At 74.1% G+C, this 25,845-nt stretch carries 24 protein-coding genes and 1 riboswitch; of the genes, 13 read left to right on the plus strand and 11 right to left on the minus strand.

Going from position 1 to position 25,845, the window contains the following annotated elements; all coding sequences use genetic code 11:
- The first annotated feature begins 61 nt into the window (after positions 1-61).
- The gene (locus ACTMS2_RS19100) at positions 62-568 is read left to right on the plus strand and encodes an Lrp/AsnC family transcriptional regulator (protein WP_357720738.1); all 507 of its coding nucleotides are present in this window, start codon (positions 62-64) and stop codon (positions 566-568) included.
- 34 nt (positions 569-602) lie between these two features.
- On the opposite strand, the gene ACTMS2_RS19105 is transcribed toward ACTMS2_RS19100, so the two are convergent.
- Both ACTMS2_RS19105 and ACTMS2_RS19110 read right to left on the minus strand, forming a co-directional pair.
- A complete protein-coding gene (locus ACTMS2_RS19105) occupies positions 603-1,574 on the minus strand; it encodes a DNA polymerase domain-containing protein (protein WP_441176598.1) in 972 nt (323 codons plus the stop codon).
- Between the two features lie 146 nt (positions 1,575-1,720).
- Positions 1,721-1,951: a hypothetical protein gene (locus ACTMS2_RS19110; protein WP_089003424.1), complete on the minus strand. Its 231-nt coding sequence runs from the start codon at positions 1,949-1,951 to the stop codon at positions 1,721-1,723.
- A gap of 252 nt (positions 1,952-2,203) precedes the next feature.
- Between ACTMS2_RS19110 and ACTMS2_RS19115 the strand changes: the two genes are divergently transcribed.
- From ACTMS2_RS19115 to ACTMS2_RS19145, 7 genes are all read left to right on the plus strand, one after another.
- On the plus strand, positions 2,204-3,223 hold the full coding sequence (locus ACTMS2_RS19115) for a sigma-70 family RNA polymerase sigma factor (RefSeq protein ID WP_441176690.1): 1,020 nt from the start codon (positions 2,204-2,206) through the stop codon (positions 3,221-3,223).
- A gap of 109 nt (positions 3,224-3,332) precedes the next feature.
- A complete protein-coding gene (locus tag ACTMS2_RS19120) occupies positions 3,333-4,052 on the plus strand; it encodes a DUF899 domain-containing protein (protein ID WP_441176600.1) in 720 nt (239 codons plus the stop codon).
- A 2-nt stretch (positions 4,053-4,054) separates the two neighbouring features.
- Complete coding sequence (locus ACTMS2_RS19125; RefSeq protein ID WP_441176601.1) at positions 4,055-4,777, plus strand: alpha/beta hydrolase; 723 nt, start codon at positions 4,055-4,057, stop codon at positions 4,775-4,777.
- Positions 4,778-4,913: 136 nt separating this feature from the next.
- Entirely contained in the window at positions 4,914-5,645 is a 732-nt protein-coding gene (locus tag ACTMS2_RS19130) for a histidine phosphatase family protein (protein ID WP_441176603.1), read from the plus strand.
- Positions 5,629-6,498, plus strand: coding sequence for an NAD(P)H-hydrate dehydratase (locus ACTMS2_RS19135; RefSeq protein WP_396802100.1), 870 nt, complete (start codon positions 5,629-5,631; stop codon positions 6,496-6,498). Before ACTMS2_RS19130 ends, ACTMS2_RS19135 begins: the two co-directional genes overlap by 17 nt.
- 147 nt (positions 6,499-6,645) lie before the next feature.
- Complete coding sequence (locus ACTMS2_RS19140) at positions 6,646-8,133, plus strand: S8 family peptidase (protein WP_441176604.1); 1,488 nt, start codon at positions 6,646-6,648, stop codon at positions 8,131-8,133.
- 115 nt (positions 8,134-8,248) lie between these two features.
- A complete protein-coding gene (locus ACTMS2_RS19145; RefSeq protein ID WP_363897866.1) occupies positions 8,249-8,749 on the plus strand; it encodes a hemerythrin domain-containing protein in 501 nt (166 codons plus the stop codon).
- Here ACTMS2_RS19145 and ACTMS2_RS19150 read toward each other — a convergent pair.
- Together ACTMS2_RS19150 and ACTMS2_RS19155 are read right to left on the minus strand one after the other, a co-directional pair.
- The gene (locus tag ACTMS2_RS19150; RefSeq protein WP_441176605.1) at positions 8,718-9,644 is read right to left on the minus strand and encodes a metallophosphoesterase family protein; all 927 of its coding nucleotides are present in this window, start codon (positions 9,642-9,644) and stop codon (positions 8,718-8,720) included. The two genes, ACTMS2_RS19145 and ACTMS2_RS19150, sit on opposite strands and share 32 nt — an antisense overlap.
- Positions 9,645-9,735: 91 nt before the next feature.
- Positions 9,736-10,542, minus strand: coding sequence for an SDR family NAD(P)-dependent oxidoreductase (locus ACTMS2_RS19155; RefSeq protein ID WP_441176606.1), 807 nt, complete (start codon positions 10,540-10,542; stop codon positions 9,736-9,738).
- A gap of 155 nt (positions 10,543-10,697) precedes the next feature.
- Positions 10,698-10,787, plus strand: a riboswitch (ZMP/ZTP riboswitch).
- 17 nt (positions 10,788-10,804) lie between these two features.
- Here ACTMS2_RS19155 and ACTMS2_RS19160 point away from each other — a divergent pair.
- Entirely contained in the window at positions 10,805-12,244 is a 1,440-nt protein-coding gene (locus ACTMS2_RS19160) for a glycine hydroxymethyltransferase (protein ID WP_441176607.1), read from the plus strand.
- Between the two features lie 164 nt (positions 12,245-12,408).
- On the opposite strand, the gene ACTMS2_RS19165 is transcribed toward ACTMS2_RS19160, so the two are convergent.
- The 7 genes from ACTMS2_RS19165 to ACTMS2_RS19195 all read right to left on the minus strand — a co-directional run bounded on the left by ACTMS2_RS19165 (position 12,409) and on the right by ACTMS2_RS19195 (position 20,599).
- On the minus strand, positions 12,409-14,079 hold the full coding sequence (locus ACTMS2_RS19165) for a ribulokinase (protein WP_441176608.1): 1,671 nt from the start codon (positions 14,077-14,079) through the stop codon (positions 12,409-12,411).
- A 191-nt stretch (positions 14,080-14,270) separates the two neighbouring features.
- Positions 14,271-14,531: a hypothetical protein gene (locus ACTMS2_RS19170; RefSeq protein ID WP_350821249.1), complete on the minus strand. Its 261-nt coding sequence runs from the start codon at positions 14,529-14,531 to the stop codon at positions 14,271-14,273.
- 67 nt (positions 14,532-14,598) lie between these two features.
- Positions 14,599-15,927, minus strand: a complete 1,329-nt coding sequence (locus ACTMS2_RS19175; protein ID WP_441176609.1) for a PLP-dependent aminotransferase family protein — start codon at positions 15,925-15,927, stop codon at positions 14,599-14,601.
- 3 nt (positions 15,928-15,930) lie between these two features.
- Positions 15,931-17,040, minus strand: a complete 1,110-nt coding sequence (locus tag ACTMS2_RS19180) for an alpha-hydroxy acid oxidase (protein WP_350821247.1) — start codon at positions 17,038-17,040, stop codon at positions 15,931-15,933.
- Positions 17,040-18,041, minus strand: a complete 1,002-nt coding sequence (locus ACTMS2_RS19185) for an alpha/beta hydrolase (RefSeq protein ID WP_441176610.1) — start codon at positions 18,039-18,041, stop codon at positions 17,040-17,042. The genes ACTMS2_RS19180 and ACTMS2_RS19185 overlap by 1 nt, the downstream gene beginning before the upstream one ends.
- A complete protein-coding gene (locus ACTMS2_RS19190) occupies positions 18,038-19,258 on the minus strand; it encodes a cytochrome P450 (RefSeq protein WP_441176611.1) in 1,221 nt (406 codons plus the stop codon). The genes ACTMS2_RS19185 and ACTMS2_RS19190 overlap by 4 nt, the downstream gene beginning before the upstream one ends.
- 66 nt (positions 19,259-19,324) lie before the next feature.
- Positions 19,325-20,599: an SGNH/GDSL hydrolase family protein gene (locus ACTMS2_RS19195; RefSeq protein ID WP_441176691.1), complete on the minus strand. Its 1,275-nt coding sequence runs from the start codon at positions 20,597-20,599 to the stop codon at positions 19,325-19,327.
- Between the two features lie 299 nt (positions 20,600-20,898).
- Here ACTMS2_RS19195 and ACTMS2_RS19200 point away from each other — a divergent pair, with 299 nt between their 5' ends.
- The 4 genes from ACTMS2_RS19200 (at position 20,899) to ACTMS2_RS19215 (ending at position 25,760) form a co-directional block, all read left to right on the plus strand.
- Entirely contained in the window at positions 20,899-22,494 is a 1,596-nt protein-coding gene (locus ACTMS2_RS19200; protein WP_441176612.1) for a class I adenylate-forming enzyme family protein, read from the plus strand.
- Positions 22,491-23,810: an MFS transporter gene (locus ACTMS2_RS19205; RefSeq protein WP_441176613.1), complete on the plus strand. Its 1,320-nt coding sequence runs from the start codon at positions 22,491-22,493 to the stop codon at positions 23,808-23,810. Before ACTMS2_RS19200 ends, ACTMS2_RS19205 begins: the two co-directional genes overlap by 4 nt.
- Before the next feature lie 163 nt (positions 23,811-23,973).
- On the plus strand, positions 23,974-24,726 hold the full coding sequence (locus ACTMS2_RS19210; protein WP_441176614.1) for a GNAT family N-acetyltransferase: 753 nt from the start codon (positions 23,974-23,976) through the stop codon (positions 24,724-24,726).
- Positions 24,727-25,070: 344 nt separating this feature from the next.
- Positions 25,071-25,760, plus strand: coding sequence for an SGNH/GDSL hydrolase family protein (locus ACTMS2_RS19215; protein WP_441176615.1), 690 nt, complete (start codon positions 25,071-25,073; stop codon positions 25,758-25,760).
- Positions 25,761-25,845 lie beyond the last annotated feature (85 nt).

Below are 25,845 nucleotides of genomic sequence, written 5' to 3' on the forward strand. Positions count from 1 at the left end.
CGGATGATTGACTCAAGATCCAGGACAAACGCGGGACGGATGGCATGGGACGGGCAGCGAAGTGAGCCAGGAGTCCGGGGGCGCGGCGGAGCCGGCAGCCGGAACGGGACGTTCGGCGCGACCGCTGGACGACGTCGACCGGCGGATCCTCGACGAGCTGGTCCGCGACGGCCGCACGTCGGTGCGCACCCTCGCCGAGCGCATCCACATCTCGCGCACCAACGCGTACGCCCGCGTCGAGCGGCTGCTGCGCGACGGCGTGATCACCGGCTTCCGGGCCCAAGTCGCGCCCGAGGCGGCGGGGCTCGGCACCTCGGCGTACATCGCGTTGAAGATCGAGCAGAACACCTGGCGCGAGGTGTCGGCGGAGCTGGCCCGGGTGCGCTACATCGAGCACGCCGCCCTGCTCGGCGGCGACCACGACGTGCTCGCCCTGGTCCGGGCGCCCGACAACGCCACCCTGCGCGACGTGGTGCTGGGCCGCGTGCAGAGCATCGCCGGCGTGCTCTCCACCCGCACCTGGCTGGTCTTCGAGGAGTTCGACGGCGAGCGCAGCCCGTGGGAGTGAGCCGGCACGGCGGCCTCCCCGCCGGCCGGTCCGCTCAGCGCTCCGGCGGGGCCTCCAGCCCCTCCCGGTCGGCCAGCTCCAACAGCGGCTGGAGGGAGAACCGCCGGTCGTCGAGGCCCGCGTGCGGGTCGCCGCGCTCGGCGAACCGGGCGGGTATCGTGGTCACGGCGAAGTCCTCCGGCCGCGCGTCGTCCAGCTCCGACCAGTCCAGCGGCGCGGAGACCAGCGCCTGCGGGGTGGGGCGGATGGAGTACGCCGAGGCCATCGTGTGGTCCCGGGACATCTGGTTGTAGTCGACGAAGACCGGCCGGTCGCGCTGTTCCCGCCACCACGTGGTGGTGACCAGGTCCGGCAGCCGGCGCTGCATCTCCCGCCCCAGCGCCAGCACCGCCCGCCGACAGTCGCCGAAGCTCCACCGGGGCTCGATGGACAGGTAGACGTGCAGGCCCCGTCCGCCGGTGGTCTTCGGGTAGCCGGTCAGCCCCAGCTCGGCGAGGAACGCGCGCACCTCGTGGGCCACCGGCACCACCTGGTCGAAGCCCACCCCCGGCATCGGGTCCAGGTCGATGCGCAGCTGGTCGGGCCGTTCGACGTCGGCGGCGGAGACCGGCCAGGGGTGGAACCGCAGGGTGCCCAGGTTGGCCGCCCAGATCACCACCGCCAGCTCACCGGGCGCGACCTCGTCGGCCGTACGTCCGCTGGGGAAGGTGATGTGGGCGGTGCGCACCCAGTCGGGCGCGCCCGCCGGCAGCCGCTTCTGGTAGAAGGCGTCGCCCCGGTTGTCCTGCCGGGTGCCGATCTTCGCCCCGTCGAAGACGCCGCGCGGCCACCGCTCCAGCATGGTCGGGCGGTCCCGCAGGGCGCGCAGGATGCCGTCGCCGACGGCGAGGAAGTAGCGCACCACGTCCAGCTTGGTCAGCCCGAGTTCCGGGAAGTACGGCTTGTCGGGGCTGGAGACGCGCACCAGCCGCTCCCCCACCTGGATCTCCTCGGCCGGCGTCGCCACGTGCACACCGTAACCCGGCCGGTCGGCCGGCACGCCGCGTCACGGCCCGCGCCGACCGACGCGGATCCCGCCGGGGCCGACGCCGGGCCCGCGCGCCGACGGCCGGGCGCTCCGCGCGCGGAGCCCCGGCCGCCGGCGGCCGGGTCTCAGCTCATCTCCTCCTGGAGGCGCGAGATGAGCATCCGCTTGCCCTGCTCGCCCGCCTTGCGGTTGTTCTCCTGGATCTTGCGGAACCAGGTGGCCAGTTCCGTGTCGCCGCGCGCGTCGGCGTCGGCGATGTAGTTCTCCAACTGCCAGATGTGCTGCAACGACATCTGCAGCGCGTGGATCAGGTCGTAGTTCTGATCCTTCACCGGGCTCGCCGGCTCCCTGACCATCGTGGCCACGGCACACCTCCCCGTCTCGGTGATCGATGGAGGCAGCGCTTACCCGGCCCGGCCCCGATCACGCCCCGGGCGCGGGGCACCCCGACGGACCTGGTCGACGCCTTCCTTGCCGGAAGCGGACGCCGGTGACGACTCCGTCGGTCGTCGTCGCACCGGTGGGTTACGGTGCGTCGATGATCCGGTGACCGGGACGGGGGGAGACGGTTCGTGGGCGAAGGCGACGCGGGATCGGGCGGGAGCGGGGTGACCGCGGCCGGTGCGGCCCTCCGGTCGGGCGACGAGCAGGCCTTCGCCGAGCTGACCGACCGGCACCGGCGGGAGTTGCAGGTGCACTGCTACCGGATGCTCGGGTCGTTCGACGACGCCGAGGATCTCGTGCAGGAGACGTTCCTGCGGGCCTGGCGCAGCCGGGAGAGCTTCCAGGGCCGCTCCACCGTGCGGGCCTGGCTCTACCGGATCGCCACCAACGCCTGTCTCGACTTCCTCGACCGCCGCCAGCGGCAGCCCGGTCCGCTCGTCGCGCCGACGTCGTCCCGGGTCCCCGGGCCCGGCCGGGCCTCGTTGCCGCAGGCGGAAATCCCCTGGCTCCAGCCCTATCCGGACCGGTTGCTCGATCCGCCCGCCCCGCCGGACGTCGAGCCGGACGCGGCACTGGTGGCCAAGGAGACCATCGAGCTGGCGTTCCTCGCCGCGATCCAGCACCTGCCGCCCCGGCAACGGGCGGTGCTCATCCTGCGCGACGTGCTCGGCTGGCCGGCGGCGGACACCGCCACGCTGCTCGACGGCACGGTCGCCGCAGTCAACAGCGCCCTGCAACGGGCGCGCGCCACCCTCCGGCAGCGCCTGCCGCAACGGCGGACGGAGTGGCCGGCGGCGACCGACCCGAGCGCCGAGGAACGGGCGGTGCTCCAGCGGTACGTCGCGGCGACCGAAAGCGCCGACCTGACGGCGCTGGCGGCGTTGCTGCGCGAGGACGCCCGCTTCACCATGCCGCCCGAGCCGACCTGGTACGAGGGACGGGACGCGATCATCGAGTGCTGGGCGCCCGCGCTGGTCGGGCCCACCGCCTGGAAGGACTGGTGTCACGTGCCCACCCGCGCGAACCGCCAGCCCGCCGTCGCCTGCTACGTGCGTGAGCCCGGCCGGCCCCGCTACCACGCGCTGGGCCTCGACGTGCTCCGCATCGAGGCTGGCGAGGTCGTGGAGGTCACCGCGTTCCCTCCCCGCGTCTTTCCGGCCTTCGGGCTGCCGATGACCCGTTGACGGATGGTGGCGGCGATGAGTTCTCACGCGCCCCGCCGTCTCAATGGGGGTGGCCGGCGGTGCGGCGCGACGCTGACGTCGCCGGAAGGACGGAGGCAGGAGAGACACCATGACCCAGCCGAGAGTTGTCAGCCGAGACGAGTGGGAGGCGGCCCGTGCGGAACTGCTCGTCAGCGAGAAGGAGCTCACCCGGGCACGCGACGCGTTGAGCGCTCAGCGGCGTCGGCTACCGATGGTCCGGATCGACAAGAAGTACGTCTTCGACTCCCCGGACGGCCCGGTGGACCTGCCGAGTCTGTTCGACGGTCGTCGCCAGCTCGTCGTCCGGCACTTCATGTTCCACCCCGACTGGGACGAGGGTTGCGTGGGCTGCTCCCTACAGGTCGACAACCTCGGCCACCCGGCTCACCTGCACGCCCGGGACACCAACCTGGTGCTGGTGTCCCGGGCACCGCTGACCAGGATCGAGCCGTTCCGGCGGCGGATGGGGTGGACTGTTCCCTGGTTCTCGTCCTTCGGTGGGGACTTCAATCCCGACTTCGGGGCCACCAGGGACGACGCGGAATGCTCCGGGCTGAGCGTGTTCCTCCGCGACGGAGCGGACGTCTTCCACACCTACTCGTCCTTCTCCCGGGGCGGCGACGCGTTGATCAACACCTACAACTACCTCGACCTGACGGCGTTGGGCCGACAGGAGGAGGGGCTGGATTATCCGCAGCAGTGGTGGCGGCACCACGACCGGTACGACGACCGACGCCGCGGGACCCGGCGCCGCGACGCCTCACCCGCGCGCGCCATGGGCCACTCCCCGGACCTGGAGGATCACTGACAGTGGCGACCTACGTGTTGATCCCGCCCGCGGGCAGTGGGCCCTGGTACTGGCACCTCCTCGCGGCGCAGTTGCGTGAGCGCGGGCACGACGTGGTGGCGGTCGACCTGCCGTGCGCCGACGAGTCGGCGGGGCTGGCGGAGTACACCGACGCCGCCGTCCGGGCCGTCGGGGACCGTACGGACCTGGTCGTCGTGGCTCAGTCGTTCGGCGCGTTCACCGGCCCGCTGGTGTGCGACCGGGTCCACGCGGACCTGCTCGTGCTGCTGACCCCGATGGTGCCCTGCCCCGGCGAGTCGCCGGGCGAGTGGTGGAGCGGCACCGGCTACGCGCAGGCCAGGCGGATCCAGGCCGAACGCGAGGGCTGGACGCCGGAGCAGGACGAGGACCCGAACGTCGTCTTCTTCCACGAGCTGCCGCCCCGGCTGGTCGAGGAGGCCACGGCGAACGCCCGGGACCAGTCGGGCACGCCGTTCGAGAAGCCCTGGCCGCTCGCCGCCTGGCCGGACGTGCCGACCCGGGCGCTGCTCTGCCGGGGTGACCGCTTCTTCCCCGTCGACTTCCTGCGGAAGCTGGTGTCCGACCGGCTGGGGATCACCCCGGACGAGATGGACGGTGGGCACCCGGTGGCCCTGAGCCGGCCGCGGGAGCTGGCCGTCCGGCTGGAGGAGATCCGGCGGGAGGTCTGCGAGGTCGCCCGCCCCACGCCGGATCGCCGGCGCTGACCGGCGCGCCGGGGGCCGGGTGCGGAATCGGCACCCCGGCGCGACCCGGGGCACCGTCTCCGTCCGCTGCCCGGGCCGAACGACACCGGTGGCGGGCCGCGGTTACCCGGGGCGGGGCGCGGGTAGGGGTTGCCGCATGGCGGAACTGGCGACGCTCTGGATCATCCGACACGGTGAGAGCACGGCGAACGTGGCGGCCACGGCGGCCGAGGCCGCCGGCGCCGAGCTGATCGACCTGACCCACCGCGACGCGGACGTGCCGTTGAGCACGACCGGTGAGGAGCAGGCCCGGGCCACCGCGCGCTGGCTGGCCGGGCTGCCCGAGGCCCGCCGGCCGGACGTGGCGGTGGTGTCGCCGTACCTGCGGGCGGTGCAGACCGCCGAGCTGGCCCTGGCCGGCACCGGCATTCCCCTCAGCCGAGACGAGCGGCTGCGCGACCGGGAGCTGGGCATCCTGGACGGGCTGACCGGGCAGGGGGTGCGCCGGCGACACCCGGAGGAGGCGGCACGCCGCGACCGGCTCGGCAAGTTCTACTACCGGCCGCCGGGCGGCGAGTCCTGGACCGACGTGGCGCTGCGCCTGCGCGCCCTGCTCGGCGACCTGCGCCGCGACCACGAGGACCGACGCGTGCTGCTGTTCGGCCACGACGCCCTGGTCTTCCTGACCCGCTACCTGGTGGAGGGGCTCACCGAGGTGGAGCTGATGGCGCTGACCCGCGAGCACGTCATCGCCAACTGCTCGATCACCGGCTGGTCCGCCGGCACCGACGGCCGGCTCGCCCCGGACGTGTTCAACGACGTCGGTCACCTGCACGCGCAGGGCGCCCGGCCGACCAGGGAGGACGAGGTCCATGCCGAACCGGTCTGACACCCGGGTGATCACGCCCGGGCTGCTGCGGGACTGGGCGCTGCCCGTGCCGACCGGCGGCAAGGAGGCCCGGGGCACGGTGCTGGTGGTCGGCGGTTCGCGGTTCACCCCCGGCGCGGTGCTGCTCGCCGGCGTGGCCGCGTTGCGGGCCGGGGCCGGTGTGCTCCAGCTCGCCGCCGCCGAGTCGACCGCCGCCGCGCTGAGCATCCAGGTGCCCGAGGCGCTGGTGGTGGGGCTGCCGGAGACCGCCGAGGGGGCGGTCGCGGGACGGCCCGGCGAGCTGCTGGGCGAGCTGGTGGCGCAGGCCGACGTGGTGGCCCTCGGCCCCGGCCTGAAGGACATCGACGAGACCGGCCGCCTGCTGCGCCTGGTACTCGACGCCGCCGGCCCGGAGACGTCGCTGGTGCTCGACGCGTACGCCCTGGGTGCCCTGAGCCACGCCCCCGACCTGCTGGTCGGGTCCGGTCGGCCGGTGGTGCTCACCCCCAACCTCACCGAGGCCCGGCACCTGCTCGACCGGGAGCCCGGCGACGACCTGGACGCCGAGGCGACGGAGCTGGCCCGCCGCTACGACGCGGTGGTCTCCCTCTACGGCCACATCGCCACCCCCGACGGCCGCAGTTGGCGGGAGGAGAGCGGCGACGCGGGCCTCGGCACCTCCGGCAGCGGGGACGTGCGCGCCGGGCTGCTGGCCGGACTGCTGTCGCGGGGCGCCGCACCGGCGCAGGCCGCGTGCTGGGCGGCGTTCGCCCACGCGGTGAGCGGTCAGCGGCTGGTCCCCCGGTTCGGCCGGATCGGCTTCCTCGCCCGGGAACTGCTCGACGAGATCCCGCACACCCTGGCGACCGTCTGACACCTTCCGTTGGCCCGCACGGACGCGTGTAACGCCAGCGGACCCCGTGGCGCTGCTGCTTGCGGAGGCGTGCATCCCGCGCGCCTCCCGCCGGTCGCTCCCCGCCAGGGGGCGTACCCCGGCTGGAAACAGCCCCTGGGAGTCTGTGTGAAGAACCTCCGTCGCAAGACACTGGCTGCCGCGTCCGCCGTGACGCTCGGCGTCGGCCTCGCCGTCGCCGGCGGGGTGGCCCCGGCGGCGTCGGCCGCCGGCCCGGACACCACGTTCCTGGTGCTCGCCCCGCAGGGTGCCAAGACGGACAAGGCGGCCGCGCGCGTGGCCGCCGCCAACGGCACCGTGGTCGCCAGCTACGACCAGATCGGCGTGCTCGTCGTCCGGTCGACCAACCCCGACTTCGTCACGGACGTGGCGGGCGCGGGCGTCGACTCGGTGGCGTCCACCGCCGGCCTGGGCACCGCCCTCGACGAGGGCGAGACCCTGGAGGTCTCCGCGGCCGAGGCGGTCAACACGACCGCCGACCCGACCAAGGAGCCCCTCTTCGGTCAGCAGTGGGACATGCCGATGATCGACGTCCCGCAGGCCCACGCCGTCAACGCCGGCCGGGCCGACGTGGTGGTGGGCGTGCTGGACAGCGGCATCTCGTCCAGCCACCCCGATCTGGCCAGCCAGATCGCGAAGAACAAGAGCACGTCCTGCATCGGTGGCGTCACCGACACCACCGAGTCCGCCTGGAACCCGACCACCTCCGACCACGGCACCCACGTGGCCGGCACCATCGCCGCCGCCGTCAACGGCGTCGGCGTGGCCGGTGTCGCCCCGGGCGTCAAGGTGGCTGCCGTCAAGGTGGTCAACGACGACGGCTACATCTTCCCGGAGGCTGCGGTCTGCGGGTTCATGTGGGCCGCCGAGCAGGGCATGCGGGTCACCAACAACAGCTACTACATCGACCCGTGGCAGCTGAACTGCCGCAACGACGCGCGCCAGCGTCCGGTGTGGAAGGCGGTCCAGCGGGCCCTGCGTTACTCGCAGGGCAAGGGCGTGCTGCACGTGGCGTCCTCGGGTAACAGCAACTGGGACCTCGCGCACAAGATCACCGACACGGGCAGCCCGAACAACGGGACGCCCGAGGAGCGCGAGAACCTCACCAACGCCTGCCTCGTCCTGCCGGCCGAGGCGCCGGGCGTGGTGACGGTGTCGGCGGTCGGCCCGACCGGGGAGAAGAGCTACTACTCCTCGTACGGCCAGGGCGTGGTCGAGGTGACGGCGCCGGGTGGCGACACCCGCTTCCGCACCCGGGGTGCCAGCTCGACCCTCTCCGACGGCATCCTCTCCACCACCTACAACACCACCACGAAGACCAACGGTTGGGGCTACAAGCAGGGCACCTCGATGTCCTCGCCGCACGCCGCCGGCGTGGCCGCCCTGGCCGTCTCGGCGCACCCGGGCATGACGCCCGGCCAGCTGTCGGCCTTCCTGGGCACCACCGCCGAGGCGATCGCCTGCCCCAGCGGCGTCTACAACCCGGTGCCGCTGATCGCGGCCGGCCCGAACGCCTACGACGCGACCTGCTCCGGCGGCAAGCGCAACGGCTTCTACGGCGCCGGCATGGTCAACGCGTACAACGTGGTGAAGTAGCAAGCACGGCACGACCCGTGGTGGGGCCCGGCGGATCACCGCCGGGCCCCACCCGTTTTCGCTGCTCACCACGGGGGTACGGGAGGAGGTGTCAGACGAGCCGAGGAGGTCGACGGTGTCCACCGATGCCATCGTGGTGTTGAAAGAGGACCACAAGGAGATGCGCCGCCTGTTCAAGGCGTTCCAGGACGCCGAGGAGGGTCCGGCGGCGCGGCGCCAGAAGCTGGTGAACGAGATCCTGGAAGCCCTCACGGTCCACACCTACCTCGAGAACGAGGTGATGTACCCCGAGGTCCGCAAGCTCCTGCCCGACCTGGAGGACGACATCCTCGAGTCGTACGAGGAGCACCACGTCGCCGACGTGCTCTGCGCCGAGCTGTTCACCATGGATGCCGGCGACGAGCGCTTCAACGCCAAGACCACCGTGCTGATCGAGAACGTCCTGCACCACGTCGAGGAGGAGGAGCAGGAGTGGTTCCCCAAGGTGCGCGAGGCACTCGGCCGTAAGCAGCTCCAGGAGATCGGCGAGCGGATGATCGCGCTGCGCGCGGACGCGCCGCGCAAGCCGACCGACCCGAAGGCGATCAAGAAGTCGCTGGACGCGGTGACGGCCTGAGCGGACGCGACCCCACGGGCCCCGGTGCGCCGGGGCCCGTCGTCACGTCCGGGGGCGCGGGCAGGATCCGCCGCAGCGTCGGTGGCGCGGCGCGGGGCCGCCACTCCCGGGGGTAGCCCACCGAGACCTCCTCGAACCGCACCCCGTCGTGCCAGGTGGTACGGGGGATGTGCAGGTGGCCGTAGACCACGGCGGTGGCGTCGAAGCGCAGGTGCCAGTCGGCGGTGGACTCGGTGCCGCACCACTGGGCGAAGATCGGATAGCGCAGCACCCGGGTCGGCTCGCGCAGCAGCGGCCAGTGGTTGACCAGCACCGTCGGCAGCCCCGGCTCCCGGTCGGCGAGCCGCCGCGCGGTCTCGGCGACCCGGGCGGCGCACCACGCGGACCGGCTCGGGTACGGGTCGGGGTGCAGCAGGAACTCGTCGGTGCACACGACCCCCACCCGGTACGCCTCCTCCAGCGCCGCCTCGGGGGTGTCGAGCCCGTCCGGGCGCCAACTGTGGTCGTAGAGCAGGAACAGCGGCGCCACCAGCACCGGCCCGCCCTCCCCCCGCCACACCGGGTACGGGTCCTCCGGGGTCAGCACGCCCAGCCGCCGGCAGACGTCGACCAGGTACGCGTAGCGCGCGGCCCCGCGCAGCGCCACCGGATCGGCGGGCGGGGTCCACAGCTCGTGGTTGCCCGGCGCCCAGAGCACCTTCGCGAAGCGGCGACTGAGCAGGCCGAGGGCCCACTCGACGTCGGCCACCGTGTCGCCCACGTCGCCGGCGACCAGCAGCCAGTCCCGCGGCGACCCGGGGCGCAGCCCCTCGACCACCTCCCGGTTACCCGCGTGACCGACGTGCAGGTCGCTGATGGCGAGCACACTGCCGCCCTCGCCGTCCTCCCCCGCCATGCCGCTGATCCTAGGCAGCGACGGGCCCCACCGCGAGGGTCACCCGCGTCGCCGGCCGGGCCCGACGGACCGCCGCCGGGCCCGGAAGGGCTCAGCCTCCGGAGCCCGGCTCGGCCATCCTGCGGTGCTGCGCCGCCTTGAGCCGGTCCGGGACGATCTTGCCGGCGGCGGTCTGCACCTTGTTGAGCAGGGAACCCGCGGTCACCGTCTGGTCGCCGCGCATCATCGCCGCGAAGCCCTGCTCGGCTACGGTCCGCGGGTCGTCCTTGCGCCCGGAGCCGACCCGGGTGTCCTCCATCTCGGCACGGTCGAAGAACTCCGTGTCGGTCGGCCCCGGCATCAGCGACGTCACCGTCACCCCGGTGTCCTTCAGCTCGTTGCGCAGCGCCTCCGCGAACGACTGCACGAACGACTTCGAGGCGTTGTAGACCGCCTGGAAGGGCCCCGGCATGGTGGCGGCGATCGACGAGGTGAACAGGACCCGTCCGGCGCCGCGGCGCACCATGGCGGGCAGCAGCAGCTTGGCCAGGTGCACCGTCGAGCGTACGTTCAGGTCGACCACGGCCAGCTCGTCCGCGAGCGCGGTGCCCCCGACGAACTCCCCGCCGGCGCCCCGCCCGGCGTTGAGCGCCAGCCCGTCGACCGGGCGGCCGGTCGCGGTCACCGCCGCCGCCAGCTCCTCGACCCCCTCGACGCGGGTCAGGTCGACCCGGACCGGGTGCACCCGCGGTCCGCCGTCGCGCCGCAGCCGCTGCGCCGCCGTGCCGATCCCGTCGTCCTCGGCGGCGATCACGAGGTCGTACCCGTGCTCGACGAACTGGACCGCCAGCTCGTACCCGATGCCGCTGGACGCGCCGGTCACCACGGCGAACGGCCGGCCCGTGCCCGATGTGGTCATCTGCCTGTCACTCCCCTCGTCGGCCGCCGGTCACGCGCGTGCCCGGCCCCGACTGTGCTGTGCCCCGCCGCGGCCCGGTCATGCCCCGCGTCGGCACCCGCCGGTTCCGCCGCGCGAGGTGGGCCGGGAGCCGCCGGGACGGACCCGGTAGGATCGGCACGGGCCGTGACTGGCGCGTGGGGATGGAAAACCATCGGGAAGCGGTCCCGTCATGAGGACGCATGCCGAGCGCCTGGGCCTTCCGCACGTCACTGGAGGTCGCATGTCGTCGCTGAACGCCGAATCCACCGCCTTCCGCAGCGCCCTCGAGGTGATCCGCGCCGTCGAGCCGCGGGTCGCCGACGCCATCGGCGCCGAGCTCGCCGACCAGCGCGAGTCGCTCAAGCTCATCGCCAGCGAGAACTACGCCTCCCCCGCGACCCTGCTGACCATGGGCAACTGGTTCAGCGACAAGTACGCCGAGGGCACCGTCGGGCGCCGCTTCTACGCGGGCTGCCAGAACGTCGACACCGTCGAGGCGCTCGCCGCCGAGCACGCCCGGGAACTGTTCGGCGCCGCGCACGCGTACGTGCAGCCGCACTCCGGCATCGACGCCAACCTGGTCGCGTTCTGGGCGATCCTGGCCGACCGGGTGGAGTCGCCCGCGCTGAAGAAGGCCCAGGTGCGGCAGGTCAACGACCTCACCGAGGCCGACTGGTTCGCGCTGCGCCGCGAGCTGGGCAACCAGCGGATGCTCGGCATGTCGCTGGACGCCGGCGGCCACCTCACCCACGGGTTCCGACCGAACATCTCCGGCAAGATGTTCGACCAGCGCAGCTACGGCACCGACCCGGCCACCGGGCTCGTCGACTACGACAAGGTCGCCGAGGCCGCCCGCGAGTTCAAGCCGCTGATCCTGGTCGCCGGCTACTCGGCGTACCCGCGGAAGGTCAACTTCCGGATCATGCGGGAGATCGCCGACTCCGTCGGCGCCACCTTCATGGTCGACATGGCGCACTTCGCCGGCCTGGTCGCCGGGAAGGTCTTCACCGGCGACTTCGACCCGGTGCCGCACGCGCACATCGTCACCACCACCACGCACAAGTCGCTGCGTGGCCCGCGCGGCGGCATGGTGCTCTGCCAGCCCGAGCTGGCCGACCAGGTCGACCGGGGCTGCCCGATGGTGCTCGGCGGCCCGCTGCCGCACGTGATGGCCGCCAAGGCCGTCGCCCTCGCCGAGGCCCGCCGCCCCGACTTCGCCGACTACGCCCAGCGGATCGTCGACAACGCCCAGGCGCTCGCCGAGGGGCTGCTGCGGCGCGGCGGCAAGCTGGTCACCGGCGGCACCGACAACCACCTGGTGCTGATCGACGTCTCCGGCTACGGCCTGACCGGCCGGCAGGCCGAGCAGGCGCTGCTCGACTCCGGCATCGTCACCAACCGCAACTCCGTGCCGCAGGACCCGAACGGCGCCTGGTACACCTCGGGCATCCGGGTCGGCACCCCGGCGCTGACCAGCCGGGGCCTCGGCACCGCGCAGATGGACGAGACCGCCGAGCTGATCCACACCGTGCTCAGCCAGACCAAGCCGGGCGCCAACCCCGACGGCACCGCGTCCAAGGCCAAGTACGTCCTCGACCCGGCCGTCGCCGACCGGGTCGCCAAGCAGGCCAGCGACCTGCTGACCGGCTTCCCGCTCTACCCGGCCGTCGACCTCGGCTGAACCGCGCCACCCGACGCCCCCGCCCGGCCCGCCGAGCGGGGGCGTCCCCGTCCCCACCCCGATCCCGCAGCGTCCCGAGCGCGGCGTCGATCATGCAGCTTCGGTGCCCGTTTCATCCGCTGTGATGCCGTCTTGTGACCCACCACAACTGCATGATCGATGCGCTACTGGGGGTGGGGGTGGTGGCGCAGGGCGCGGAGGCGGTGCAGGACGTCGGTGCCGCCCCGGCCGAAGTGGTCGTGCAGCGCGCGGTACTCGGCGTACAGCTCGTCGTAGGCCGCCGACCGGGCCGGATCGGGGTGCCAGGTCTCGCGCCGGCCGGCGCCCATCGCCGCCGAGGCGGCCGGCACGTCCGGGTACGCCCCGGCGGCGACCGCCGCGTGGACGGCCGCGCCCAGCGCCGCCGGGTGGGCGGAGTCGAGCACGTGCAGCGGCCGGTTGAGCACGTCGGCGTAGATCCGCAGCAACAGCCGGTTGTCGGTCAGCCCGCCGGCCACGGTCAGCTCGTCGACGGCCACCCCGGCGGCGGTGAACGCGTCGACGACGGTCCGGGCGCCGAAGGCGGTGGCCTCCAGCAGCGCCCGCCAGATCTCCTCCGGCCGGGTGGCGAGGGTCAGCCCGACCAGCACGCCGCTCAGCTCGTGGTCCATCAGCACCGAGCGGTTGCCGCTGTGCCAGTCCAGGGCCAGCAGCCCGTGGCTGCCCACCGGCTGCTCGGCGGCGAGGGTGTCCAGCAGTTCGTACGGGCTGAGCCCCCGGCGGCGCGCCTCGTCGGCGTAGTGGCCCGGCAGGGCGTTGCGGGCGTACCAGGCGAAGATGTCGCCGACCCCGCTCTGCCCCGCCTCGTAGCCCCACGCCCCGGCGGTGACGCCCCCGTCGACCACGCCGCAGACGCCGGGCACCTCGCGGTACGCCTCCGCGTTCATGATCAGGCAGGTGGAGGTGCCGAGTACCGCGAGCATCCGGCCGGGCTCGACCGCGCGGGCCGCCGCGGCGGTGACGTGCGCGTCGATGGCGCCGGCCGCGACGGCGGTCCCGGCCGGCAGCCCCGTCCACCGGGCGGCGTCGGCGGTCAGCCGGCCGGCCCGGGCACCGGCCGGTACGAGCGGGCCGTCGACGCGGGGCAGCAGCCCGTCGAGGCGGGGGTGCAGGGCGCGCAGGAACTCCGCCGACGGGTACCGCCCGTCCTGCCGTAGCCCCTTGTAGCCGGCGGCCGGGACGTTGCGGGTCTCCCGGCCGCAGAGCTGCCAGACCAGCCAGTCCGCGGCCTCGATGAACCGCTCCGCCCGCTCGAAGACGGCCGGGTCCTCCTGGAGCACCTCCAGCGCCTTCGCGAGCTGCCACTCGGCGGAGACCCGGCCGCCGTAGCGGGGCAGCCAGCGCTCGCCGCGCGCGGTGGCGACGTCGTTGATCCGGGCGGCCTGCCGCTGGGCCGCGTGGTGCTTCCACAGCTTCGGGTACGCGTGCGGCCGGCCGGCCAGGTCGGGCAGCTCGCAGAGCGGGGTGCCGTCGGCGAGGGTGGGCAGCATCGTGCAGGAGGTGGCGTCGACGCCGATGCCGCACACGTCCCCGGGCCGGACCCCGGCGGCGCGCAGTGCGGCGGGCACCGCGACGCGGAGCACCTCGCGGTGGTCGTCGGGGTGCTGCAACGCCCAGTCCGGCGGCAGCGGCGTCCCGTCGGGCAGCCGCTCGGTGATCACCCCGTGCCGGTACGGGTGGACGGCCTCGCCCCGTACGGTGCCGTCGGCCACGTCGACCACGACGGCCCGGCCGGAGAGGGTGCCGAAGTCGACCCCGACGACGTGCCGGGGTGGACCGGCCACGGGCTGTGCCACCGCTGCTCCTCCCGCCGCCACGCGCCGGGCGCCCGGGGTGGGCGGCCGGTCGGCAGCGCCACGAGACGCTACCGCTGTCGAGGGGCCGGACGACGTGGGGGCCGGGTGTGGTCGGGGACGCGGCCGCCCGCCCACCGGGAGCGGCCCCGCTGGCCCGTCAGCCGGGCCACGTGCAGCTTTCGCGGTGGCGGTCAGGCGATGGGCCGCTTCAGGTGGTAGCGGTGCACCTCGGTGCTGCCCTGGACGTTGTTGACGTCCTCGGCGGCGGAGACCAGCTCCCAGCCCTCCCGGCCGGCCCGGTTGAGGTGCGCGATCGCCGTGTCGCCGTACGCGGTGATGTCCCGGCGCGACCCGTCCGGGCCGTACCAGATGAAGCTGACGTGAAAGGCGCGGCCCTGCCCCTGATAACGGCGGACCAGCAACGCGTACTCCCAGGCGACCATGGCGTCCATTATGAGTGTCCACCCAGGACGACGAAACACGGGCCGTCGCGCTTTGCCATGCGGTGAACGCGGTGTGTCATCCCACCTCGGCGGTCACCGCCCGGCAGGCCGTCTCGTCGGCGACCAGCGCGGCCAGCCGGTCCAGCCCGAGGTCGATCTCGTCCGGGGTCACGGCGCTGGCCGACAGCCGCAGCGCGTCGACGGGGGCGCCGTCGTCGTAGAAGTGCGCCATCGGCGTCCAGAGCACGCCGTACTCGCGGGCGGACCGGTGCAGCAGGGCGTCGTCGACGCCGAACGGCACGGTGAGCACGACGAAGAAGCCGCCGGCCGGGACGTTCCACCGCACCGGCGAGGTCCCCGCCGGGAAGCGCCGGGCCAGGCCGTCGAGCAGGTGGCGCAGATTGCGACCGTACGCCGCCCGCTCCCGGACGGTGGCCGCCACCAGGCTGCACCCGTGCTCCAGCAGCGCCCCGCCGACCACCGCCTGGGCGATCGCCGACGTGTTCACCGTGACCATGCTCTTGATCTTGGCAAGCTGGTCGGCGAGGAGGCCCACCGTGCCGTCCGCGCCGGCGACGCGCTGGTCGGCGACCACGTAGCCCACGCGGGCGCCCGGCAGCACCGTCTTGGCGAAGGAGCCCAGGTAGACGACCCGCCGCGCGGTGTCCAGCGCCTTGAGGGTGGGCAGCCGCCCGGCGTCCGGGGCGGGGAAGAGACCGTACGGGTTGTCCTCCAGCAGCAGCAGGTCCTCCTCGGCGGCCAGGTCGAGCAGCCGCCGCCGGTCGGTCAGGCCGATGCTGGTGCCGGACGGGTTGGCGAAGTCCGGCATCACGTAGCAGGCGCGTGGGCGCAGCCCCGCCGCCCGGGCGACGCGTACCTGCTCGCGCAGGTCGGTCAGGTCGACGCCGGCCGGGCCGCCGGCCACCGGGCGCACCGGCAGGTCCAGCAGCCGGGCGGCGCCGGTCAGCCCCACGTACGTCGGTGCGACGGCGAGCAGCACGTCGCGCGGGTCGGCCCGCAGCGCCCGCAGCACCAGGAACATCGCCTCCTGGCAGCCGACGGTCACCACGATCGCCTCCGGGTCGACCGTGACGTCCTCGTCGACGGCGAGGTTGCGGGCGACGAGGTGGTGCACGATGCCCTTGGTGCGGCCGTACTGCAACAGCGTGCGGTGCACCTGCGCGGGGCTCTGCCCGAGATCGTCGGCCAGGTGCCGGCGGAACCTGTCCAGGTGCCGGTGCAGCGCCGCGACGTCGAGGAACTCCTCGTACGGCCGGCCGGCCGCCAGCGACACCGCGTCGGGGTAGTGCTGGGCCACCTCGTTGAGGAAGTTCATCGAGTTCAGCGCCGGATCGTCGACCGCCGGGTGCAGGTCGGCGACGCGCAGGTCCACCGTCTCCGTCACCGGTCAGCCCTCCCTGATCACGCGCAGCTCGCGGGCCGCCTCGGGGTCGGCGCAGCCGGCCAGCGCCAGGGCGTCGCGGAACTCGCCGGCCAGCAGCTCAAGCGCCGTGCGCGCCCCGGCCCCGCCGCCGGCGGCGAGCGCCCACAGCATGGGCCGGCCGACCAGCACCCCCCGCGCGCCGAGGGCCAGTGCGCGCAGCACGTCGAAGCCGTCGCGCACGCCGCTGTCCAGCAGCACCTCGCACCGGTCGGCCACCGCCGCCACCACCTCCGGCAGCACGGTCGCGGTGGCCGGTGCGCCGTCGAGCTGGCGGCCACCGTGGTTGGAGACCACCACGGCGTCCGCGCCGGCGGCCACCGCCAGCTCCGCGTCGCGCGGGTCCAGCACGCCCTTGACCACCAGTGGCAGGGCGGTACGGCCGCGCAGCCAGTCCAGGTCGGCCCACGTCAGCGCGGGTGCGAAGACCTCGCCGGTGTGTGCGGCGATGGCGGAGACGCCCGGGGTGGCGGTGTGCGCGAGGTCGTCGCGGCCGGCCGGCAGGTTGGCCGCCACGACGTGCGGCGGGATGGCGAACGCGTTGCGCACGTCGCGCCGCCGGGGGCCGAGGATCGGCACGTCCACGGTGACCGTCAGCGCCGTGCAGCCCGCCGCGTGCGCCCGGTCCAGCAGGTCGGCGACCAGAGCCCGGTCGCGCAGCCAGTACAGCTGGAACCAGACGCTCGCGCCGGTCCCGGCGATCTGCTCGATCGGCGCGCTGCTCAGGGTGCTGGCCACGTACGGCACGCCGGCCGCGCCCGCGGCGGCGGCCAGCCCCGGCTCCCCGTCGGGGTGCACCAGGCGCTGGTACGCCATCGGCGCCACCGCCACCGGCAGGGCGTACGATGTGCCGAGCAGCCGCGCCTCGGTGCGGGGCGTCTGCACGCCGCGCAGCACCCGGGGCAGCACGGCCACGCGGTCCAGCGCGCGGCGGTTGGCGGCGAGCGTGGTCTCGGCACCACTGCCGCCGTCGACGTAGTCCCACACGTCGGGCGGCAGCACTGCCCGGGCCGCTCCCGCGAAGTCGGCCAGGCTGGCCGGCGACGGCTCCGACTTCGGCGACACGCCCTCGACCATCACCGGTCTCCCTTCCCACCGGCACCGCCTCCGCTGGCGGCCGCCGCACTGCCGGCCCCCGCCGAAGCGGTCGCCGCGTCGAACCGGTCGCGCAGGAACGCGGCGGCCTGGTCCTGGGCACGCCGGCCGTCGTCGAACGCCCCCGGCATGGCGAAGAAGCCGTGGATCATGCCGGCGTACCGGGTGAGGGTGGTCGGCACGCCGGCCTCGCGCAGCCGGTGCGCGTACCGCTCCCCCTCGTCGCGCAGCGGGTCGTGCTCGGCGGTGATCACCAGCGCCGGCGGCAGGCCGGCCAGGTCGGCGGCGAGCAGCGGTGACGCCAGCGGGTGCCGCGCGTCGGCGGGGTCGGCGAGGTAGTGGCCCCGGTACCAGGCGACCGAGCGGCGGTTGAACAGCAGCGGGTCCTCGGCGTCGCCCCCGGCGTCGGCGCTCTGGTCGGTGTTCGGGTACACCAGCAGTTGGGCGGCGAGCCGGGGCCCGCCGCGCTCGCGGGACAGCAGGGTGACGGCGGCGGCGAGGTTGCCGCCGGCGCTGTCGCCGCCGACCGCCACGCGCAGCGGGTCGACGCCGAACTCCGCGGGGTTGTCGGCGATCCACCGGGTGGCCGCGTGGCAGTCGTGCACGGCGGCGGGGAAGGGATGCTCCGGGGCCAGCCGGTAGCCGACGGTGACCACCTGGCAGGGCACGGCGTTGGCCAGCCGTCGGCAGATGCCGTCGGCGGTGTCCACGCTACCGAGGGTCCACCCGCCGCCGAAGAAGTAGACCAGCGTGGGTAGCGGACCCTTCCCCGCCGGCCGGTGGACGCGCACCGGCAGGTCGCCGGCCGGGCCGGGCACGTGCGTGTCGCGTACCTCGTGCACCGGCTCGACCGCGCCGCCGCCGGCGCGGATCGCGGCGAGGTCGGCGGCGCGGGCCTCGGCCAGGCTCTGGGTGTACAGCGGCGGGGTGCCGGCCGCCTCGCGGACGGCCCGGTACGCCGCCACCTGCGGATGGATGCTCACGCGGGTCCTCCTCGGGTGTGTACGGCCAGCCTGTCGACGCCACGCAGGAAGAGGCTGCCGCTGTACGTCGGCGCCTCGGCGACGGTGAGCCCGGGGAAGCGGGCCAGCAGCCTGGGCAGCGCGAGGCGACCCTCCAGGCGGGACACCGCCGCGCCGAGGCAGAAGTGCGGGCCGGCGCCGAACGCCAGCGACGGCGGTCCGCTCCGGCGCGGGTCGAAACGGTCCGGGTCGGGAAAGCGGGCCGGGTCGCGGTTGGCGGCGGCGAGGATCAGCAGGACGTTGCGGTCCCGCCCGACCGGCACCCCGCCGACCTCGCTGTCGTGGGGCGCGGCCCGGGCCAGGAAGTGCACGGGCGCCTCCAGCCGCAGGATCTCCTCGACCGCGCCCCGGGTCAACGCGTCGTCGCCGGGCAGCGCGGCGGCCACGTCGGGGTGGGCCAGCAGCAGCGGCAGCCCGTTGGAGAACATGTAGACGGTGGTGACGAAGGCGGCGTTGAACAGCACGATCAGGTTGCTCACCAACTCGTCGACGGTCAGCTCCACGTCCCCGAAGTCGACCGCCTCGACCAGGGCGCTGATCAGGTCGTCACCGGGCCGGTGGCGCCGGTGGGCGATCAGGTCGGCGTAGAAGTCGCGCAGCTCGGCGGCGGCGGTGTTGGCGGCGGCGAGCCGCTGCGGGGTCGCGCCGGCCACGTCCAGGAACTCGTCGATCCGTTCCACCCGTTGCCGGTAGAAGTCCAGCTCCCCGGCGGGGATGCCGATGAACTCCGCCATCACCAGGGCCGGCAGCGGGTACGCGAACTCCGCGACGAAGTCGAGGCCGGCGTCGCCGGCGTCGGCCATCCGGTCGAGCAGCCCGTCGACGACCCGGTGCACGGTCGGCTTCAGCGCGGCGAGCCGGCGCGGGGTGAAGCTCCTCGCGAAGGCCGCCCGCATCCGGGTGTGCTCCGGCGGGTTGACGAACATCATCGAGGTCTGGAGGGTGCGCAGCACCTCCTGCTCCTGCCAGCCCGGCGGGGCCTGCTTGTACCACCGCGGGTCGCGCAGCACCTGGCTCACCAGGTCGTAGCCGACGGCGACGGCGGCGACCGAGCGGTGCTCCGCGCGCTCCGGCACCGGGCTGACCGGCCCCAGCGCGTGCAGGGCGGCGTAGCAGGGGTACGGATCCTGCCGGCCCTCGTCGCTGTAGAGACGGGTCAGCAGCTGGGTGACGTCCACGTTCCTCCGGTCTCCCCCATCGACGGTGCCGCGGGCGGCGGGGGTCGCCCGCCGCCCGCGCCGGTGTCACAGGCCGAGCAGTCGCAGCGGTACGGCGTCCGCCAGCGCCTGGTTGCCGGCGTCGTTCGGGTGGATGTGGTCCCCCGAGTCGTACGCGGGCAGCAGCCGGCTCGGCTGCGCCGGATCGCGCAGCACCCGGTCGAAGTCGAGCAGCCCATCGAACTCGCCGCTGCCGCGCAGGTACGCGTTCACCGCCTGCCGGGTGGCCTCCTTCTCGGGCGTCCACACCCCCGGGTTGCCGTGCCCCTCGTACGGGGTCAGCGTCGACACGAGGCTGCGCAGGCCGCGCGCCTTCACCTGCTGGTTGATCTGCCGCAGCGAGGCGATGATCTGCTCGGCGGAGTCGCCCGACATCCAGACGTCGTTGATGCCGAGGTGGGTGATCACGGTCCGGGCGTCGGTCTGCGCGAAGACGTCCTCGTCGAGCCGGGCCAGGGCGTTCGGTCCGAGCTCGTGGTAGCCGGGGAAGCCGCCCGCCCCGGGCTCGGTGCCCTCGTGGTTGAGCCGGTTGCCGGCGAGGCTGAGGTTGAGCACGCCCGGGGTGCGGACGTCCGGGCGGGCGTCAATGAGCCGGTCGGCGAGCAGGTCGGGCCAGCGCTTGTTGGCGTTGACGGTGCTGCCGTTGCCGTCGGCGATGGAGTCGCCGAAGACCACCACCGAGCCGGGGCTGTGCCGCCGCTGCACGTCGATGCCGGACAGGAAGAACCAGCAGCAGTTCGGTCGGATCGTGAAACCGGCCCCGCCGGCGGCGGAGGTCAGGTCGGTGGCCCCGATGAAGTTCGTCTGCCGGGACTGGCCGTGGAAGGTCACCGGGCCGGTGGGGGTCGGGAAGTGCACCGTCAGCACCAGGTCCTGCTGGTCGCCGACGGGCAGCGCGACGGGGTCGCTGACCAGTTCGGCGCCCCGGTTCATGGTGGCCGAGGTGGCGCCGCCGAAGGTCAGCGTCCGCAGGGTCGAGGGGTCGATGTCGGACAGGTCGTCGGGGGTCGCGGTGTTCGGCTTCGCGACGGTGGCGCGGCCGACCCGAACGGCCTGCTCGCCGTAGGAGTTGCTGAGCCGGACCCGGAACCGCTCTCCGCCGACGGTGGTGTGCACGACCATCCGTACGCTCTGGTCGTTGAGGCCGTTGTTGGTCAGGCCGGTCGCGTTTCCCCTGGTGACCGCGGCGGCCCAGCTGCCCGCCCAGACCGTGCGCTGGTGGGACGCCTCGGTGTCGGCCGGGCCGGCGCTGGCCACCATCGCCGGGGTGCCGGCGACGAGCAGGGTGGCCGCGGACGCGATGACATGCCATCTCTTCGGGGTCGACATTGAACCTCCATCGTTGGCAGCCCAGGGCCATCCGCTGACGGCACCGCCTGGACGATGGTCCAGAAACCTAGCCGCCCCGTTTCACGACCGTCAATCAACCTGATCGACGCGATCAAATGTCCTCCGGTCCGCCCGGAGCGCCGTTCAGGCCCTGTCCGGTGACAGCCGGTGGTACCTACGCTCACGGACGGCGGCGGTGCGCCCGCCCGGCCGCCGCGCCGTGGCGGGCTGCCCGGCACACGGCCACACTTCTGCGGCGAGGGGGCTGTCGGATGACCGACCGACCGGAGCGACGGGCCGACTACGTGCACCGGGCGCTGGAGCTGTTCGCGGGCTTCGGCGACCGGGAGGCGCTGGTCGGAAACGGACGCCGGCTCAGCTACGCCGAGGCCGCCGCGCAGGTACGCGGGCTGGCCGCGGCACTGCTCGGGCACGGCGTACGGCCGGGGCAGGCGGTGCTGCTCGCGCTCGGCAACCCCGTGGAGGGGCCGCTGGTGCAGCTCGCCCTGCACCTGCTGGGCTGCCGGACGATGTGGATCGCCCCGGTCACGTCCCGCCGGGAGGTCGACGAGTTCGTCCGGCTGGCCCGCCCCGACGCGTTCGTCTACGACGCCCGGGACCCGGCCGGCCTCGGGCCGGAGCTGGCGGCCGGGCTGCCCGGCGTACCCGTGCTCTGCCTCGGGTCGGGCGGCGCGGGCCCGGACCTCGTCGCCGCGGCCGCCGGCGCCCCGACGGCCGACCTGCCGGCCGAGGCGCCGGTGCCGGAGTCCTTCCTCCAGACCAGCGGCACCACCGGCACCCCGAAGCTGGTGCACCACCGGGAGAGCTTCTACACCCAGATCCTCGCCCTGGCCGCCGACTTCCGCGCCGCCGGCCACCCGCCGCTGCGGCACCTGTCGCACTCGCCGATGTGGCTGGCCAGCGGCCAGATCACCACGCTGTTCAACCTCTTCACCGGCGGGGTGCTGTTCCCGCGCGACGGCTGGGACGCGGCGCGGTTCATCGCCACCGTCGACCGGGAACGGATCAACTCCACCTTCGTCACCCCGCCGATGCTCTATGAGGTGCTCGACCACCCGGCCCTGGACGGCGCGGACTTCTCGGCCATGTTCATGTTCAACGTGGGCGCCGGGCCCGCCGCGCCCGCCCGGCTGCGTCAGGCGATCTCCCGCTTCGGGCCGGTGCTGCGCATCGTGTACGGCCTCAGCGAGGCCGTCGTGGTCACCGCCCTGCCGGGGCTGACCGACGACCCGGCGCACCCGCAGCGGCTGCGCTCCTGCGGGCGGCCCTACGGCGACGTACGCGTCGAGATCCGCGCCGACGACGGCACGGTGCTGCCGCCCGGCTCCGACGGCGAGGTGTGGGTGCACACCGACCTGCGCTTCGCCGGCTACCACGGCCAGCCCGAGCTGACCGCCGAGACACTGGTCGACGGCTGGGTCCGCACCCGCGACGTCGGGCACCTCGACGCCGACGGCTACCTCTACCTCGTCGACCGGTTGCAGGACCGGATCCTCACCCGGCGGCGCAGCTGGCCGATCCACTCCCGCCCGATCGAGGACACCCTGGCCGGGCACCCGCAGGTACGGGCGGCGGCGGTGATCGGCGTGCCCGACGAGGCGGCCGGCGAGCTGCCGTACGCCTTCGTGGTGCCGGCGCCCGGCGCGACGGTGACCGCCCGGGAGCTGATCGACCTGGTGACCGCCGAGCTCAGCGACACCTGGGCGCCGGGCGGGGTGCAGTTCGTCGACCGGCTGCCGCTCAACCGCTCCGCCAAGGTGGACAAGCGCGCGCTGCGGGCCCGCCACGCCGAGGAGCACCCGTCCTCGGTCGAGCACCCGGAGGCGTCGATCGGCAGCCTGGCGTGACCCCCCGGCGGGAACTGACCGTCCTGGTCGCCGCCGACCTGATCTCCAACCTGGGCAGCCGCATCTCGGTGGTGGCCATCCCCTGGCTGGTGCTGGAGACCACCGGCAGCCCCGCGAAGATGGGCGCGGTGGCCGCCGCCGAGATGCTGCCCTACCTGCTCTCCAGCGCGCTCGGCACGCCGTGGGCGGACCGGGTCGGGCTGCGCCGCACGTCCATCCTGGCCGACGCCGGAAGCGCCGTTCTGATGGTGGCGGTTGCCCTCACCCCGTGGCTCGGCTTCGGCGCGCTGCTCGTCCTGGTGGCCCTGGTGGGCGCGCTGCGGGGCGTGGGCGACCGGGTCAAGCACGTGATGTTCCGTCCGGCCGCCGAGGCCGCCGGCGTACGGCTGCTCCGGCTGACCTCCGTCTACGACGGGCTGGGCCGGCTGGTCACCCTGCTCGGCGCGGGGCTGGGCGGGCTGCTCGTCTGGTGGTTCGGGGTGACGGGGGCGCTCCTCATCGACGCCGCCAGCTTCGCCGCGTGCGCCCTGCTCGTCGGCCTGCTGGTCCGGCCGCCGGCCGCACCGGCGGGACCGGCCGCACCGGAGGGCTACCTGCGCGCGCTCGCGGGCGGGTTCCGCCACCTGGGCCGCGACCGGATGCTGCTGACCATGCTGCTGGTGATCTCGGCGCTGAACATGGTGGTCAACGCGAGCGTCGCGGTCTACATCCCGCTCTGGGTGGCCGACGTGCTGCGCGGCCCCGCCGGGCTGGGCCTGGTCCTCGGCGCGTTCTCGGCGGGCGCGTTGCTGGGCAACCTGCTGTTCACGGCGTACGGTCCCCGGCTGCCCCCGTACCTGACCTTCGCGGTCGGCGCGGCGCTGGGCGGCGCCCCGCGGCTGCTGGTCCTGGCGCTGAGCGAGGAACTGGCGGTCGTGCTGGCGGTGACGTTCGCCTCCGGCATCGGCATCGCGGCGGTGAACCCGCTGCTGGGGGTGGCGATCTACGAGCGGGTGCCCGCCGCGTTGCAGACGCGGGTGATCGGGTTGGCCGGGTCGCTGGCGTTCGCCGGCCTGCCGCTGGGCGCGCTGCTGGGCGGCTGGTCGGTCACCGCGTTCGGCCTCGTCCCCGCCCTGCTGGTGATGGCGGCGTTCTGCCTCGTCGTCACCGTACTGCCGATGCTGCCCGGTCTGCGTCCAACGCAATCGCCCGACGGACGGATCCCGAAATCCCCCGATCCCAGCGCCGCCTGCACGGACGTCACCGGGTCTCGGCGTCACCCACGCCGAGACGCCGCCAGCACACCGGCTGTGCATGACCCGAGGGGACCCGGGTAACCGGATGATCGAGGCTGCGCTGGCGCCGCCAGGCGCGACGCCACCAACGCGAGGGCATCCGGCCCCGTCTGCCGGGGCTGTCCGTGAGCGGGAAGGTCAGGTCCTCGGGACAGGGATCTGACCCTGACACGTGGGGGCTGACGAGATGCGCATTCCCCGGGGGATGATCGACGATCTCCGTCTGGGTATCGTTGCGCCGCCGGCGACCGAGGAGCCCGCAGAGGCTGACCGGATGGCAGGCCGGCTGGCTCTGCGACGGGCCAGATATGAGGATCTCCCTGCGATGGCCCGCGCCCACGTCGAGTTGCTTCCGATGGGGCTCTTTCCAGCGCTTGGTGCCCGCTTCGTCCGCCGTTGGCAGCGCACCTACCTGAACTCCCCGTACGGGGTGGGCGCAGTCGTTGTCCGCACTGCCGCCCGGCAGGAGGAGATCGTCGCATTTGTGCTGGGTGCCAGTGACCACGCCGCCTACACCGCCGAGCTGGCAAGGGACCGGCGCGTGGCGGCGTCTCTCGCCCTCGCCGCTCTCGGCGCGCTGATTGTCCGGCCCGCTGTTGCCGTCCGTGTCCTGCGGACGCGGGTCCGGCCGTTGGCCCGGCGGGTGCTGCGCCGGCGGGCGGTCGCGGCGACACCGGAGCGAAACGGGTCGGTGGTGACTCCACACGTGGCAGTCATGACTGCGCTGGCGGTGCGACCCGATTCGCGCATGAGCGGCATCGGGGTGGTGCTGGCCGCTCATTTCGTCGACATGGCCCGAGACGCCGGCGCGATGTGGGTCGAGGCGCAGACGTCGATCGGGCCCCTGGGGGCGACAGGGTTCTACGAGCGGTTGGGTTGGGAGGCGGGAGCTGATCGGCCGACGCCCGACGGTGACAGCGTGCGCACGTACCGCCTCCGTCTTGCTGACGCGCGTTGAACCTTCGCCCGGCCGTGGCCGACGACCAGCCGCCGCTGACGCTCAGTGCGACGGGCAGTCCACGAACTGCGGCCGGCCGCCGGACCTGGGATCATCGCCTAACTGGCCAGCCGACGTGTCGATCACGTTCGCTGCCGGGCCAGGTCCGTCAACATCGCGGTCGCCGGCCCGCACACCGCCACCTGCACCATGCCGCCGTGGTGCCTGAGGCACACCCGGCCGGGGCGGGCTCGGCCGAGCGTCGCGGTCCCTGACCGACCGCACCGTCTCCACTGCCCTCACGGCTCACCCGGGTCGGACGACGGACCCTGTTCCGGGCGCCGGGGGTGGGCTAGCGTGCCGGCATGCCATCGACGTTGACCGAATCGACGGATCCGTGGTGCCTGCGCGACGGCGAGAGCGCGGCGCTGCTGCGCGGGCACCCGTGGCATCGTTTCGCGGTGCTCGGCGACAGCGTGGCCGAGGGGCTCTGCGAGCCCGTCGACGGCTATCCCGACGTGCAGTGGGCCGACCGGATCGCCGCCGAGCTGCGGGCCGTCCGGCCGGAGTTGGCGTACCTCAACCTGGGCCTGCGGGGGCTGCGGGCGCACGAGGTGCGCGCCACCCAGCTCGCCCCGGCGCTGGCGTTCCGCCCCGACCTGGCGCTGGTGGTCTGCGGCGGCAACGACGCCTTCAGCCGCAGGTACGACGCCGACGCGGTCGACGCGGAGCTGACCGCGATGATCGAGGCGCTGCGCGCCGCCGGGGCTGGCGTCATCACCGTCGGCATGTTCGACGTCTCGCTCAGCCCCGCCGTGCCCGAGCGGCACCGGGCCGACCTGGGCGCGCGGATGCGCCGGCTCTCCGCACGCACGCAGGCCCTCGCCGAGCAACTCGGCACCCTGCACGTGCGGCTCACCGACCATCCGCTCGTCGCCGAGGCGTCGATGTACAGCAGCGACGGCCGGCACGGCAGCGCCCGCAGCGACGCGGTGGCCGCCGCCGAGACGGTCCGCCGCCTCGGCGCCCACCTGGCGAGCCTCCGCCCGAGCTGACCCCGCCCACCACAGCCCGGCGTGTCAGACGGGCTCGCTGGCTGACTCCCTGGCCGCCGTCGCAGCGGTGCGCCGGATCATGCGG

It is taken from the genome of Micromonospora sp. SD12 (genome assembly GCF_052068495.1).
Taxonomy (GTDB): Bacteria; Actinomycetota; Actinomycetes; order Mycobacteriales; family Micromonosporaceae; genus Micromonospora; species Micromonospora echinofusca.

Excerpts from the sequence above, each read along its gene's own strand:
- ACTMS2_RS19110 (WP_089003424.1), bottom strand. The coding sequence starts at position 1,951 with ATGGTCAGGGAGCCGGCGAGCCCGGTGAAGGATCAGAACTACGACCTG.
- ACTMS2_RS19120 (WP_441176600.1), top strand. The coding sequence starts at position 3,333 with ATGACCCAGCCGAGAGTTGTCAGCCGAGACGAGTGGGAGGCGGCCCGT.
- ACTMS2_RS19130 (WP_441176603.1), top strand. The coding sequence starts at position 4,914 with ATGGCGGAACTGGCGACGCTCTGGATCATCCGACACGGTGAGAGCACG.
- ACTMS2_RS19135 (WP_396802100.1), top strand. The coding sequence starts at position 5,629 with ATGCCGAACCGGTCTGACACCCGGGTGATCACGCCCGGGCTGCTGCGG.
- ACTMS2_RS19150 (WP_441176605.1), bottom strand. The coding sequence starts at position 9,644 with ATGGCGGGGGAGGACGGCGAGGGCGGCAGTGTGCTCGCCATCAGCGAC.
- ACTMS2_RS19155 (WP_441176606.1), bottom strand. The coding sequence starts at position 10,542 with ATGACCACATCGGGCACGGGCCGGCCGTTCGCCGTGGTGACCGGCGCG.
- ACTMS2_RS19160 (WP_441176607.1), top strand. The coding sequence starts at position 10,805 with ATGTCGTCGCTGAACGCCGAATCCACCGCCTTCCGCAGCGCCCTCGAG.
- ACTMS2_RS19170 (WP_350821249.1), bottom strand. The coding sequence starts at position 14,531 with ATGGACGCCATGGTCGCCTGGGAGTACGCGTTGCTGGTCCGCCGTTAT.
- ACTMS2_RS19180 (WP_350821247.1), bottom strand. The coding sequence starts at position 17,040 with ATGGTCGAGGGCGTGTCGCCGAAGTCGGAGCCGTCGCCGGCCAGCCTG.
- ACTMS2_RS19200 (WP_441176612.1), top strand. The coding sequence starts at position 20,899 with ATGACCGACCGACCGGAGCGACGGGCCGACTACGTGCACCGGGCGCTG.
- ACTMS2_RS19210 (WP_441176614.1), top strand. The coding sequence starts at position 23,974 with ATGATCGACGATCTCCGTCTGGGTATCGTTGCGCCGCCGGCGACCGAG.
- ACTMS2_RS19215 (WP_441176615.1), top strand. The coding sequence starts at position 25,071 with ATGCCATCGACGTTGACCGAATCGACGGATCCGTGGTGCCTGCGCGAC.